This window comes from Scandinavium sp., from assembly GCF_032012665.1.
GTDB lineage: Bacteria > Pseudomonadota > Gammaproteobacteria > Enterobacterales > Enterobacteriaceae > Scandinavium.
On record NZ_DALZVG010000023.1, the window covers coordinates 70,270 to 84,028 of the forward strand.

Annotated in this window: 12 protein-coding genes; 6 read left to right on the forward strand and 6 right to left on the reverse strand. The window is 55.5% G+C overall.

Annotated elements, in window-relative coordinates; all coding sequences use genetic code 11:
* The first annotated feature begins 80 nt into the window (after positions 1-80).
* Positions 81-515 carry a DoxX family protein gene (locus RTU33_RS17025; RefSeq protein ID WP_312628938.1) on the forward strand — a complete coding sequence of 145 codons (435 nt, stop codon included), beginning with the start codon at positions 81-83 and terminating at the stop codon, positions 513-515.
* 117 nt (positions 516-632) lie between these two features.
* On the opposite strand, the gene hcr is transcribed toward RTU33_RS17025, so the two are convergent.
* The 4 genes from hcr to aqpZ all read right to left on the reverse strand — a co-directional run bounded on the left by hcr (position 633) and on the right by aqpZ (position 5,129).
* Complete coding sequence (gene hcr, locus RTU33_RS17030) at positions 633-1,601, reverse strand: NADH oxidoreductase (protein WP_312628939.1); 969 nt, start codon at positions 1,599-1,601, stop codon at positions 633-635.
* 10 nt (positions 1,602-1,611) lie between these two features.
* Complete coding sequence (hcp, locus tag RTU33_RS17035; protein ID WP_312628941.1) at positions 1,612-3,264, reverse strand: hydroxylamine reductase; 1,653 nt, start codon at positions 3,262-3,264, stop codon at positions 1,612-1,614.
* A gap of 143 nt (positions 3,265-3,407) precedes the next feature.
* Entirely contained in the window at positions 3,408-4,307 is a 900-nt protein-coding gene (locus RTU33_RS17040; RefSeq protein WP_312628943.1) for a lysine exporter LysO family protein, read from the reverse strand.
* Positions 4,308-4,436: 129 nt separating this feature from the next.
* Positions 4,437-5,129: an aquaporin Z gene (gene aqpZ, locus RTU33_RS17045; RefSeq protein WP_312628945.1), complete on the reverse strand. Its 693-nt coding sequence runs from the start codon at positions 5,127-5,129 to the stop codon at positions 4,437-4,439.
* A 399-nt stretch (positions 5,130-5,528) separates the two neighbouring features.
* Here aqpZ and RTU33_RS17050 point away from each other — a divergent pair, with 399 nt between their 5' ends.
* On the forward strand, positions 5,529-7,187 hold the full coding sequence (locus RTU33_RS17050) for an ATP-dependent endonuclease (RefSeq protein WP_312628946.1): 1,659 nt from the start codon (positions 5,529-5,531) through the stop codon (positions 7,185-7,187).
* Here the strand turns inward: RTU33_RS17050 and RTU33_RS17055 are convergent.
* Positions 7,184-8,140, reverse strand: a complete 957-nt coding sequence (locus RTU33_RS17055) for a VirK/YbjX family protein (RefSeq protein WP_312628948.1) — start codon at positions 8,138-8,140, stop codon at positions 7,184-7,186. The two genes, RTU33_RS17050 and RTU33_RS17055, sit on opposite strands and share 4 nt — an antisense overlap.
* 151 nt (positions 8,141-8,291) lie before the next feature.
* Between RTU33_RS17055 and macA the strand changes: the two genes are divergently transcribed.
* Positions 8,292-9,407, forward strand: a complete 1,116-nt coding sequence (gene macA / locus RTU33_RS17060; RefSeq protein ID WP_312628951.1) for a macrolide transporter subunit MacA — start codon at positions 8,292-8,294, stop codon at positions 9,405-9,407.
* Complete coding sequence (gene macB, locus RTU33_RS17065; protein ID WP_312628952.1) at positions 9,404-11,347, forward strand: macrolide ABC transporter ATP-binding protein/permease MacB; 1,944 nt, start codon at positions 9,404-9,406, stop codon at positions 11,345-11,347. Before macA ends, macB begins: the two co-directional genes overlap by 4 nt.
* Before the next feature lie 69 nt (positions 11,348-11,416).
* Here macB and cspD read toward each other — a convergent pair whose 3' ends face one another.
* On the reverse strand, positions 11,417-11,644 hold the full coding sequence (cspD, locus tag RTU33_RS17070; protein ID WP_312628953.1) for a cold shock-like protein CspD: 228 nt from the start codon (positions 11,642-11,644) through the stop codon (positions 11,417-11,419).
* 336 nt (positions 11,645-11,980) lie between these two features.
* On the opposite strand from cspD, the gene clpS reads away from it, so the two are divergent.
* Both clpS and RTU33_RS17080 read left to right on the forward strand, forming a co-directional pair.
* On the forward strand, positions 11,981-12,301 hold the full coding sequence (gene clpS / locus RTU33_RS17075) for an ATP-dependent Clp protease adapter ClpS (protein WP_312628955.1): 321 nt from the start codon (positions 11,981-11,983) through the stop codon (positions 12,299-12,301).
* Between the two features lie 30 nt (positions 12,302-12,331).
* Positions 12,332-13,759 (forward strand): Clp protease N-terminal domain-containing protein (locus tag RTU33_RS17080; RefSeq protein ID WP_312628956.1); only part of this gene is annotated, 1,428 nt, incomplete at its 3' end.

Consider the following 13,759-nt stretch of genomic DNA (forward strand, 5'->3'; position numbering starts at 1 on the left):
CCTTATTTTCAGCAGGTTTATTTGTTCGATTCTTCAGCATAGGCTGGTTTGGGTACAGGGAAAATAAGGAATAAGGTCAAATGGTTAAATCATTGTTAATGGATAGCCGCCGTTCTGCGGCGAAAGACGATTTTGGCAGGTTGCTGCTGCGTCTGGCGGTTGGCGGGTTAATGCTGTTTCACGGTCTGCATAAGCTTTTTCATGGCGTTAACGGCATCAGCAGTATGCTGGTAGCAAAAGGGCTGCCGGGGTTTATTGCCTACGGCGTGCTGGTGGGGGAAGTGATTGCGCCGTGCCTTATCATTCTTGGCATTCTGACCCGACCTTGTGCACTTGTGCTGGCGTTGACGATGGTGGTGGCGTGGCTGATGGTGGGGACCGGCCAGACCTTCGCGCTTGATGCGGTGGGGGCGTGGGCCATTGAAAGCCTGGTGTTTTATTTCGTAGCGGCGTTGGCTATTGCCTGTCTGGGGGCAGGGCGCTATGCGCTGGGAAGTCAGTCAAAATGGAATTAAAAATCTCCCGGGGCCAGGGTGACCTCGGGAGATTTTTGCCGGGTGGCGCTGCGCTAACCCGGTCTACGGTTCAGGATGTTGTAGGCTTTGCAAACGCAGTACCGCCGGGCATTTTCCTCAGGCCAGCACCAAATCACCCTGAGGATGGCAGGAGCAGGCCAGCACATAGCCCTGCTTCTGCTCTTCATCCGTCAGCGTCATAGTGCTGGTGACGCTGTACTCACCGCTGACCACGCGGGTTTTGCAGCTTCCGCACACGCCAGCGCGACAGGCGGCATTCACCGGTACTTTATTGCTTTCCAGCGCCTCCAGCAGCGTGGTGCCGACCGGAGCATAAAACTCCTTCGCCGGTTGCAGTTTGGTGAATTTCAGGCCGCTGGTCGCCGCTTCGGCAACGGGTGTGAAGAATTTCTCTTTGTAGAAATGCGTCACGCCAAGCGCCTTCACGTGCTCTTCCACCCAGTCCATATAGGGCGCAGGGCCGCAGGTCATTACCGTACGGGCAGCCAGATCCGGCACGCATTCCAGCAGTGAAGTGGTCAGGCGACCCGCCACAAAACCGTGAGTGGCATTGTTTTCCGCCACCAGAGTGACCGGATAGTTACGCCACTCATCGGCAAAAATGACGTCTTCTGGCGAACGAACGCTAAAAATGACCTGCACATCGGCTTCAGGACGGTTTTTTGCCAGCCAGCGACGCATTGACATCACCGGCGTCACACCGCAACCCGCCGCGAGCAACAGCAGCTTGTCAGCAGGTTTATCGTCGCAGATAAACTCACCCTGCGCGTCGGAGAGCCACAAATAGTCACCGCGCTTAACGTCGCGGGTTAACCATTCCGATCCCTGACCGTCGGCAATTCGGCGAACGGTCAGCGTAATATATTCGCTCACGCCCGGCGTGGAGGAGATCGTGTAGGCACGCAGCGTTTCGGCTGAATTGCGGATGCTCACCAGCGCATACTGCCCCGCGCGATACGGGTAATAGTCATGGCAGAGCAGGGAGAGGGTCCACACATCCGGCGTTTCCTGCTGGATGTGGTGCACCTGCATCCGCCATTTGCATTGAGAAGTTGGCATCGTCATGATTTTCTCCTCAGGCGCACAGCATCTGCTGCAGATCCTGTTCAACGGTTGTGATTGAGCGCAGACCAAATTTCTCGTTCAGCACCGCGAGTAGATCCGGGGTCAGGAAGCCCGGTGCGGTTGGCCCGGTAACGATGTTTTTCACGCCGAGGGACAGCAGCGTCAGCAGGATCACAATCGCCTTCTGTTCAAACCAGGAAAGCACCAGCGACAGCGGCAGATCGTTCACGCCGCAGCCCAGTTTTTCGGCCAGCGTGACCGCCAGAATGATGGCTGAGTATGCGTCGTTACACTGTCCGGCATCCACCAGACGCGGCAGGCCTTCGATATCCCCGAAGTCCAGCTTGTTGAAGCGGTATTTGCCGCAGGCGAGCGTCAGCACCATGCAGTCGTCAGGGACGCTGGTGGCGAAGTCGGTGAAGTAGCTACGTTCGGTGCGTTCGCCGTCACAGCCGCCGACGAGGAAGATGTGACGAAGTTTTTCGCGGCTGACGAGGTCAATCAGCGTGTCAGCGGCGCCCAGCAGGGTCTGACGACCAAAGCCGACGGTGATCAGGTGTTCGATTTCATCGTACGGGAAGCCCGCCAGCTGTTGAGCCTGTTCGATAACCGGGGTGAAGTCATCGCCTTCGAGGTGGCTGACGTTTGGCCAGCCGACAATGCTGCGGGTCCAGATACGGTTGTCATACTCGCCGACGGTCGGGTCGATGATGCAGTTAGACGTCATCACCACCGGGCCAGGGAAGCGGGCGAACTCAACCTGCTGGTTCTGCCAGCCGCTGCCGTAGTTACCGACCAGGTGTTTGAATTTACGCAGCTCCGGGTAACCGTGCGCAGGCAGCATTTCACCGTGGGTATAGACGTTAACGCCGGTGCCTTCGGTTTGCTGCAGCAGGTTGTAGAGATCTTTCAGGTCGTGGCCGGAAATCAGAATCGCTTTGCCGGCGACCGCTTTGACGTTGACCTGGGTTGGCGTCGGGTGGCCATAGGCGGTGGTTTCACCGGCGTCCAGAATGCTCATCACCTTGAAGTTCATCTGACCGATTTCCATGGAGCACTCGAGCAGCGCATTCATGTCCGCAGGCCAGGTGCCAAGCCAGGCCATAATTTTATGGTACTGGGCGTAGATATCGTTGTCGTACTGGCCAAGCACGTGGGCGTGTTCCATATACGCCGCCGCCCCTTTCAGCCCATACAGGCACAGCAGGCGCAGGCCGAGAATGTTCTCGCCAATCGCCGCTTTGTCTTTGTTCGGGGTGAACATCTCTGCCTGACGCTGTAAATCACCGAGATCGTCGCTCACCAGCTGTAAATCAGCCATCGGGTTATCTACTGCTGCGCTGGCGTCTTTTGCCAGGCTCTGTGCTTTAAGCATTTCGCGCAGGGCGATGGCTTCGCGGGCGTAGCCGACGATGCGCGGGGAGTCGAAGTTGACGTTTGTCAGGGTAGAGAAGAAGGCGCGTGGGGCGAAGCTATCAACGTCATGGCTGACAATGCCGTATTCGCGGGCTTTTACGGCCCAGGCAGATAAGCCCTGCAGCGTAGCAATCAGCAGATCCTGAAGGTCAGAAGTTTGCGCCGTTTTACCGCACATCCCCTGCGCGTAAGCACAGCCGTTGCCTGCCGGAGTACGAATCGTTTGTTCACATTGCACACAGAACATGGTCACACCTTTTAAAGTTATATTTAATATACATGTTTAAGGGTAAGCCTGTGACGGAACGCTGAAAAGGGAATTGTCGGATAAATGACAGGGAGATTGATTTAACGCAATTTTGGCGGCACGGGCGTACCGCCATCGGAGTATTACGCGGAGAAAAATGCCATCAGCAGCGGCACCAGCAGGCTCAGAATAAAGCCGTGAACGATGGCTGCCGGAACGATTTCCACGCCGCCGGAACGCTGTAATACCGGCAGAGTGAAGTCCATCGAGGTGGCACCGCACAGGCCCAGAGCGCTGGAACGGTGGCGCAGTACAAGACCGGGAATTAACATAATTGCAATTAGCTCGCGCGCCAGATCGTTAAAGAAGGCCGCGCTGCCGATGACCGGACCAAAGGATTCGGTGAGTAAAATACCGGAAAGAGAGTACCAGCCAAACCCTGAAGCCATAGCCAGACCTGTTTTTAGCGGCAGATCGAGAATAAAGGCATTAATGACGCCGCCGGCCATTGAGCTGGCAACCACCACTACGGCAACAATCATTCCCCGACGGTTCAGGACAATCTGCTTAAGGGTCATTCCATTATTACGCAGCTGAATGCCGATCAGGAATAACAGGAAGATTAGCGTATATTCGCTGGCCTCCGTGGCGTGATGCAAAATGGACCATCCGGTGAGCCCCAGTAAAAAACCGAGCAGTACTACGCCGCACAGCTGCAATGATTCCAGCGCCATTGCAATACGGGAGGGTAATTTCTCCTGGCTATGGTGATGCTGCCAGGGAAGCGTGCGTTCGAGCCACAGCAGGGCAATAATATTGCACAGCAGAATAACCACAATGGTGACCGCGGAATAATGAAAAATAGCGAGCAGGTTGCTGGCCAGATTATCCAGAAAGGCAAGGCTGATGCCCATAAAGAAAAGAATGACGTAAACAATCCAGCTCAGCAGGCGATTAATAAGCCGCAGCGCAGATCGGCTGCGCAGAGGAATCAGATAGCCGGCAATCAGCGGCACAAGAATAATCAACAATCCCGAAAACATGAACGACCCGGTCCTTTAGAGTGGCAAAAGCGCTCCTGACACTACCGAAAGCTCGCAAGGGAGTAAAGCCAGCAGAAAAAAGAAAAGGCCCGGCGATTGCCGGACCTTTGCGCATTCTATGGGAGAGGCTTATTTTTTCTCAAGCAGAGTGCGGTACAGGACGCCGCCGAGGATGCCGCCGATGATTGGCATAACCCAGAAAAGCCACAGCTGCTGCAGCGCCCAGCCGCCCTGGAAGATAGCTACCGCGGTGCTACGTGCCGGGTTAACTGATGTATTGGTCACCGGAATGCTGATCAGGTGGATCAGGGTCAGCGCAAGGCCGATAGCAATTGGCGCGAAGCCTGCCGGGGCGAACTTATCGGTGGAACCCATGATCACCAGCAGGAAGCCGCAGGTCAGCACGATTTCAATGACGATAGCGGACAGCATAGAGAAGCCGCCAGGTGAATGTTCGCCGTAGCCGTTGGAGGCGAAGCCGCTTGCTGCCGCGTCGAAGCCGGTTTTACCGCTGGCAATCAGATACAGAATGGCTGCTGCAATAATGCCGCCGACAACCTGTGCCACGATATAACCAATAATATCTTTCGCCGGGAAACGACCGCCGGCCCACAGACCTAAAGTAACTGCCGGGTTAAAGTGACCACCGGAAATATGGCCTACCGCATAGGCCATGGTCAGTACGGTTAAACCAAATGCCAGCGCGACGCCTGCAAAACCAATCCCTAATTCCGGGAAACCTGCCGCCAGTACGGCGCTACCGCACCCACCAAATACAAGCCAGAATGTACCAAAACATTCCGCAGCCAGTTTTCTGAACATAACCACCTCAAAAATATAACAGTGACGGTAACAGGAAATCCTGTACCGGACTTTATTTATCGTCGCAAAGGGAAGACGACATAATTTAGCGTTCATATTTTAAGAACGAACGCTATCCCTTCACCAGTGAAATAAAACCGTTAATTTTGATTTAAGTTAATATCTGCTCGTTCCTTGTACAGAGATAAGGTTCCATAAGTGTAGTTTACTTTTTTCCGGATTAATCCTGTATAAGATTAAATTCATAGATAGCCGTTATTATTTGTGTGGTTATTAGTTTGCCGAGGAAAGAGTGACGGCTTCCTTTTAATCGTAACATTGCTTTAGCCCGGCTATCACCGCCAGACGCCTGCCGCTATACTCCTGTTAACGAAAGGGAAGTTTTCAGGGGGAGGGCGTATGCTTCTCGAACGAGTGGAGATTGTTGGCTTTCGCGGTATCAATCGTTTATCGCTGATGCTCGAACAGAACAATGTATTAATCGGTGAGAACGCCTGGGGTAAATCCAGCCTGCTGGATGCGCTGACGCTGCTGCTCTCGCCGGAATCCGATCTCTACCATTTTGTCCGCGAAGATTTCTGGTTTCCGCCGGGTGATATTCAGGGGCGCGAACACCATCTGCATATCATCCTGACGTTTCGGGAACTGGAACCCGGCCGCCACCGCGTGCGGCGCTATCGCCCGCTGGAACGCTGCTGGGTGTCCTGTGAGGACGGATATCAGCGTATCCATTACCGCCTGGAGGGCGAGCTTGCGGAAGACAACAGCGTCATGACCCTGCGTAGCTTCATTAATGGCGCGGGAGAATCGCTGCCGCTGGATGATATTGATATTCAGGCTCGCCATCTGGTGCGGCTGATGCCGGTTCTGCGCCTGCGGGATGCCCGCTTTATGAGGCGAATTCGCAACGGTACGGTGCCGAACATGCCGGATGTTGAAATCACGGCTCGCCAGCTCGATTTTCTTTCCCGTGAGCTGGTTACCAGCCCGCAAAATTTGTCCGACGGGCAGATTCGTCAGGGATTGTCGGCGATGGTGCAACTGCTGGAGCACTATTTTTCCGAACAGGGCACCGCAGAGTCCCGCCATCGTCTGATGCGTCGTCGTTCTCATGACGAGCAGCGCAGCTGGCGCTATCTCGATATCATTAACCGGATGATCGACAAGCCCGGCGGGCGTAGCCACCGGGTGATCCTGCTGGGACTGTTCTCTACATTGCTGCAGGCCAAGGGTACGGTGCGGCTCGATAAAGACGCGCGGCCATTGTTGCTGGTGGAGGATCCGGAAACGCGGCTGCATCCGATTATGCTGTCGGTGGCGTGGAACCTGCTGAATCTGCTGCCGCTTCAGCGTATCACCACCACCAATTCCGGCGAGCTGCTGTCGATGACGCCCGTTGAGCACGTCTGTCGTCTGGTGCGCGAATCGTCACGCGTTGCATCGTGGCGGCTGGGGCCGGATGGACTCAACGCTGAGGATGGTCGACGTATCGCTTTTCACATTCGCTTTAATCGTGCCTCCTCGCTGTTCTCCCGCTGCTGGCTGTTAGTGGAAGGGGAAACAGAGACCTGGGTTATTAACGAACTGGCGCGCCAGTGCGGGCACCACTTTGATGCCGAGGGAATTAAGGTTATCGAGTTTGCGCAGTCGGGGTTAAAGCCGCTGATTAAATTCGCGCGGCGAATGGGCATTGAATGGCACGTGCTGGTGGACGGCGACGAAGCCGGAAAAAAATATGCGGCTACGGTCCGCAGCTTGCTCAATAACGATCGCGAGCTGGAACGGCATCACCTGACAGCACTCCCTGCGCTGGATATGGAACACTTTATGTACCGGCAGGGGTTTGACGACGTTTACCATCGGGTAGCGCAGATCCCGGATGGTATTCCGATGAATATGCGGCGGGTCATCGTGAAGGCAATCCACCGATCGTCGAAACCTGATTTGGCGATTGAGGTGGCAATGGAAGCGGGGCGCCGTGGCGTGGAGGCCGTGCCGGGATTACTGCGGAAGATGTTTTCCCGCGTACTGTGGCTGGCACGCGGGCGGGCAGATTAACGCTGACAGCTACTGATGGTCTGCGCGTGCAGGCCGTCGAGCAGTTCATAGCGGCGGCGATATTCCGAGCGCTTCTTGCTGGCAATCTCTTCCATCGGCTTACGCGGCATTTCCAGCGGCAGCAGGTAGTCTCCGTTGCTGTCTAAGGTTGCACCCAGTGACACCCAGAAGCTGTTGTAGTCAGCGTGCAGCTTGTCCTGTTTTTTCTTACGATAGCGAACGTTACGGTAGATGTGCGTTTCATTGCTGACCGTACGCAGGGCTTCAATTCCCATCAGCTGGCCCAGCACCATTGCGGCTTCGACAAGCAGGCGCTTAGGGAACAGGCCGTTGCAGGATTTGGTGGCAGCCTGAATCAGCTCGTGAGGCACGTGGGATTTCGCCCCCTGCATCCCGCCGACATAAAGCGTTCGTTTGCCGTTAAACTGGCACAGCGTAAACGTCAGCTCAGACAGGACCGTGTCTTGTGCGTCGCAGAATGCCAGGGTCGCTTCGCCCTCTTTATCCATCATGGCGTCCGCACACAGGCGAATGCTGAAGGTCTGCTCATCACGGCCGGTCAACGTCGCAAGCGTAGCGCCGTCCTGGCTGAGGTAGGCGTTCATTACCCGACGTGGCAATCTCTGCGCGAAAATCTGATAGTGTGAGATCAGGGCTTCGGCGGCATTCTGGTGTGCCATATTCATGGAAATCCAGGGGCGGTGTATACGGCAGGGTAAACCCGGCTGCACATTCAGCATGGCCTCCAGCTGTGGCTGAACGGCAAGGTGAGAAAGCAGCCTGGTGGTCGCCAATGGCGTCAACAGAGAGCGCAGCATAAACTTGCGGCGATACGCGGGGTTCTGCCAGGCAAGTCCTGGCTGCAGCTGCCCTTTTGCAAGCTGGCGAAACAGCCGCCAGGCGGATTTCAGCGTGGGGCGTTCGGAGTAAGAAAGTTCTGCAATGAGTGACATAGAAACAGGCCTTGCCCAAGGAAAAGGCTATTTCATCAACGCTTCCTTCAACGCAGATGCAACGGCTCCCTGACTATCGGCAAAGACAGGGTTTCGTTGAGGAAATGTTTAGATACAATCATCCCCCGGTAAACACATATTTAGGATTGTTATGAAGCTTAAGGGAAAGCGCAAAAGTCTATATCTGCTCCTCATTGCGGCTGTTCTGCTGGCCGGACTCTGGCTGTGGCGGACGCTGAACGCGCCGCTGCCGAACTACCAGACGCTGATTGTGCGTAAAAGCGATCTGCAGCAAAGCGTGCTGGCGACCGGCAAGCTGGACGCTGTGCGCAAAGTGGACGTCGGTGCGCAGGTGAGCGGACAGCTGAAAACCCTGTCGGTGGCGATTGGCGATAAGGTGAAAAAAGACCAGCTGCTGGGGGTTATCGATCCGGAGCAGGCACAAAACCAGATCAAAGAAGTGGAGGCGACGCTGATGGAGCTGCGCGCGCAGCGCCTGCAGGCTATCGCCGAACGTAAACTGGCGCAGGTGACCTACGCGCGCAATCAGCAACTGGCAAAAACGCAGCTTATTTCCCGCCAGGATCTGGACACCAGCGCGACGGATGTGGCGGTCAAAGAGGCGCAGATTGGCACCATTGATGCGCAGATCAAGCGCAATCAGGCCACGCTCGACACGGCCAAAACGAACCTCGACTACACCCGCATCCTCGCCCCAATGGCAGGTGAAGTGACGCAAATTACCACGCTGCAAGGCCAGACGGTGATTGCCGCGCAGCAGGCGCCAAACATTCTGACGCTGGCGGATCTCAGCACCATGCTGGTGAAAGCTCAGGTGTCTGAAGCCGACGTGATTCATCTTAAGCCTGGTCAAAAAGCGTGGTTTACGGTTCTGGGCGATCCGCTGACCCGTTATGAAGGTACGCTGAAGGACATTCTGCCGACGCCGGAAAAAGTGAATGACGCCATCTTCTATTACGCACGTTTTGAGGTGCCTAATCCGCAGGGCGTGCTGCGTCTGGAGATGACCGCACAGGTGCATATTCAGCTCTCCGGTGTGACGAATGTCCTGAGTATTCCACTGTCGGCGCTTGGCGATGCTACGGGAGATAACCGCTATAACGTGCGCCTGCTGCGCAACGGTGAGGTTAAAGAGCGCGAAATCAGCATCGGCTCACGCAATGACACGGATGTGGAGGTGGTGAAAGGCCTGGAGGAAGGGGATGAAGTGATCACCGGTGAGAGCAAACCAGGGGCGGTGAAATGACGGCGTTGCTGGAACTTAGCCAGATTCGCCGCAGCTATCCCTCCGGGGATCAGAGCGTTGAGGTGCTGAAGGGGATTACGCTCAGCATCAACGCCGGTGAAATGGTGGCGATTGTCGGTGCCTCAGGTTCCGGCAAATCGACGCTGATGAATATTCTTGGCTGTCTCGATAAACCGACCAGCGGCACCTACAAAGTGGCCGGCACGAACGTCGCCACGCTCGATGGCGATGCGCTGGCGCGCCTGCGTCGTGAGCATTTCGGCTTTATTTTTCAGCGCTACCATCTGCTGGCACATTTAAGCGCTGCGCAAAACGTGGAAGTACCGGCCGTGTACGCAGGAACGGAGCGAAAGCGGCGGCTTGAGCGTGCGCAGCAGCTGTTGCAGCGCCTGGGGCTTGGCGATCGCGTTGATTATCAGCCGTCTCAGCTTTCAGGGGGCCAGCAGCAGCGCGTGAGTATCGCCCGTGCGCTGATGAACGGCGGGCAGGTGATTCTTGCCGATGAACCGACCGGGGCCCTCGACAGCCACTCTGGCGAAGAAGTCATGGCGATCCTGCATCAGCTGAAAGCGCAGGGGCACACGGTGATTATCGTGACCCACGACCCGGTGGTGGCGGCACAGGCAGAACGAATCATTGAAATTCGCGACGGCGAGATCATCAGCAATCCGCCTCCGCTTGTCGGCGGGCAAAATGCCGGAAACATTGCGGCATCGACTGAAACTGCCGGATGGCGACAGTTCATCAGCGGCTTTCGTGAGGCGTTGACCATGGCCTGGCTGGCGATGACGGCCAACAAAATGCGCACGCTGTTAACCATGCTCGGCATTATCATCGGCATCGCCTCAGTGGTGTCTATCGTGGTGGTGGGGGATGCGGCTAAACAAATGGTGCTGGCAGATATCAGGGCAATTGGCACCAACACCATCGATATTTATCCCGGCAAAGATTTTGGCGACGACGATCCGCAGTACCAGCAGGCGCTGAAATATGACGATTTGCTCGCTATCCAGAAGCAGCCCTGGGTGCGTTCGGCAACGCCCGCAGTATCAAAAAGCCTCCGCTTGCGCGTGGGCAACACGGATGTGTCGGCAAGTGTGGAAGGAGTGGGCGCGCAGTATTTCAACGTCTACGGCATGACCTTCAGCGAAGGGAATACCTTTAACGACGTACAGCTTAACAGCCGTGCGCAAGTGGTGGTGCTCGACGGCAATACCCGCCGCCAGCTTTTCCCGCACAAAGCCAGCGTGGTAGGGGAAATCATCCTTGTTGGAAATATGCCAGCTACCATTATCGGTGTGGCTGATGAAAAACAGGGCATGTTTGGCAGCAGTAAAATCCTGCGCGTCTGGCTGCCTTACACCACCATGGCCGGGCGCGTTATGGGGCAGTCATGGCTGAATTCCATTACCGTGCGCGTTAACGAAGGCTATGACAGCCAGCTTGCTGAACAGCAGCTGACCCGGCTGCTGATGCTGCGTCACGGTAAGAAAGATTTCTTTGCCTGGAATATGGACAGCATCTTGAAAACCGCGGAGCGGACCACACATACACTACAGTTGTTCTTAACGCTGGTGGCTATAATCTCGCTGGTGGTGGGCGGAATTGGAGTGATGAATATCATGCTGGTGTCCGTAACCGAGCGCACCCGGGAAATCGGTATTCGTATGGCGGTGGGGGCACGAGCCCGCGACGTGCTGCAGCAGTTTTTGATTGAGGCCGTGCTGGTTTGTCTGGTAGGCGGTGCGTTAGGCGTTTCGCTTTCGCTAATGATCGCCTTTACGCTCCAGCTGTTCCTGCCTGACTGGGGGATTGGTTTTTCACCGCTGGCGCTGCTGATGGCGTTTATCTGTTCGACGCTGACCGGCGTGCTGTTTGGCTGGCTGCCAGCGAGAAACGCCGCAAGGCTTGACCCGGTGGACGCGCTGGCCCGCGAATAACGGGCATAAAAATGCCAGTCGTCAGGACTGGCATTTTGAGTGGGGGATAGTCACAATGGACCAAAAGCGTTACGCGACTGCGGCGGCTTCCGCTTCAACCGGGACAATCACGCTGGCGTGGTTGCCTTTGGGTCCCTGGTGGACATCAAACCGAACGGCTTGTCCGGCTTTTAACGTTCTGTAACCATCCATCTGGATGGTCGAGTAATGGGCGAAGATGTCTTCGCCACCGCCTTCAGGGCAGATAAAACCGAACCCTTTAGCATTGTTGAACCACTTAACAGTACCCATTTCCATACATCGACATCCTTCGAGAATCTTCTATTTCAGATGGAAAGAACCGGTGGTGAAATCGACGGGCTGTTCAAAACCTCGCCAACTCTCGCCTGTACAATTTAGATAAATCAGGCAACGCGTCAAGCGACAGATAGCGAAGTATGGTGAAAAATGCACCAAAATTTGAAGCAGTTAACGCTATTGCAAGGAATGTGACCAAGGTCGCGAATAGCAGGAATAGCGAATGGCAGTAATAGAGGATAGTTATCTACGCTTTACTGTAGATTCAATGTAAACCGGCTCTGGTCAGTGACGGGACGTTTCCCGCCGGAGCGTAACTGAAGATGAACACTGACAATGGGTAAGACGCGTGACTGGCTGGACTTCGACCAGCTAACCAAAGACCAGGTACGCGATGCGCTAAAACCGCCGTCGATGTATAAAGTGATTTTGCTCAATGATGATTACACGCCAATGGAGTTTGTTATTGACGTGTTACAGAAATTCTTTTCTTATGATGTAGAACGTGCCACACAGTTGATGCTCGCGGTTCACTATCAGGGGAAGGCGATTTGCGGGGTGTTTACCGCAGAAGTTGCTGAAACTAAAGTTGCGATGGTGAACAAGTACGCCAAGGAGAACGAGCATCCTCTGCTGTGTACGCTGGAACAGGCCTGATTTCAGGCATTCAAATTGGGGGAGGTGCCTATGCTCAATCAAGAACTGGAACTCAGTTTAAACATGGCTTTCGCCAGAGCGCGCGAGCACCGTCATGAGTTTATGACCGTCGAGCATCTGTTGCTGGCTCTGCTCAGCAACCCATCTGCCCGCGAAGCGCTGGAAGCCTGCTCCGTGGATCTGGTGGCGCTGCGTCAGGAACTCGAAGCCTTCATCGAACAGACCACGCCAGTACTGCCTGCCAGCGAAGAGGAGCGCGACACTCAGCCGACGCTCAGCTTCCAGCGCGTACTGCAGCGTGCCGTATTCCACGTTCAGTCTTCCGGTCGCAGCGAAGTCACCGGTGCCAACGTGCTGGTCGCTATCTTCAGCGAGCAGGAGTCACAGGCGGCCTATCTGCTGCGTAAACATGAAGTGAGCCGCCTCGACGTGGTGAACTTCATCTCCCACGGCACGCGTAAAGACGAGCCGAGCCAGTCTTCCGATTCCGGAAGCCAACCGAACACTGAAGAGCAAGCAGGCGGGGAGGATCGTATGGAAAACTTCACCACCAATTTGAACCAGCTTGCTCGCGTGGGCGGCATAGACCCGCTGATTGGCCGCGATAAGGAACTTGAGCGTGCCATTCAGGTGTTGTGCCGTAGGCGTAAAAACAACCCGTTGTTGGTTGGTGAGTCCGGCGTTGGGAAAACCGCGATTGCCGAAGGGCTCGCCTGGCGTATCGTGCAGGGCGACGTGCCGGAAGTGATCGCTGATTGCACCATTTACTCGCTCGATATTGGCTCGCTGCTGGCGGGCACCAAGTACCGCGGCGATTTTGAAAAACGCTTCAAGGCGCTGCTGAAACAGCTGGAGCAGGATACCAACAGCATTCTGTTCATCGATGAGATCCACACCATTATCGGTGCGGGTGCGGCGTCTGGCGGCCAGGTGGATGCAGCAAACCTGATCAAACCGCTGCTTTCCAGCGGCAAAATTCGCGTGATCGGCTCTACGACGTATCAGGAGTTCAGCAACATTTTCGAAAAAGACCGCGCGCTGGCGCGTCGCTTCCAGAAAATCGATATTACTGAACCGACCGTCGAAGAAACCGTACAGATCATCAACGGCCTGAAGCCGAAGTACGAGGCGCACCACGACGTGCGTTATACCGCGAAAGCGATTCGTGCGGCGGTGGAGCTGGCGGTGAAATACATCAACGATCGTCACCTGCCGGATAAGGCGATTGATGTGATCGACGAAGCGGGCGCGCGTGCGCGCCTGATGCCAGTCAGCAAACGCAAAAAAACCATCAACGTGGCGGATATCGAGTCCGTAGTGGCGCGTATTGCGCGCATTCCGGAGAAGAGCGTTTCGCAAAGCGATCGCGACACGCTGAAAAATCTGGGCGATCGCCTGAAAATGCTGGTCTTTGGTCAGGATAAAGCCATTGAGGCGTTAACCGAAGCCATCAAGATG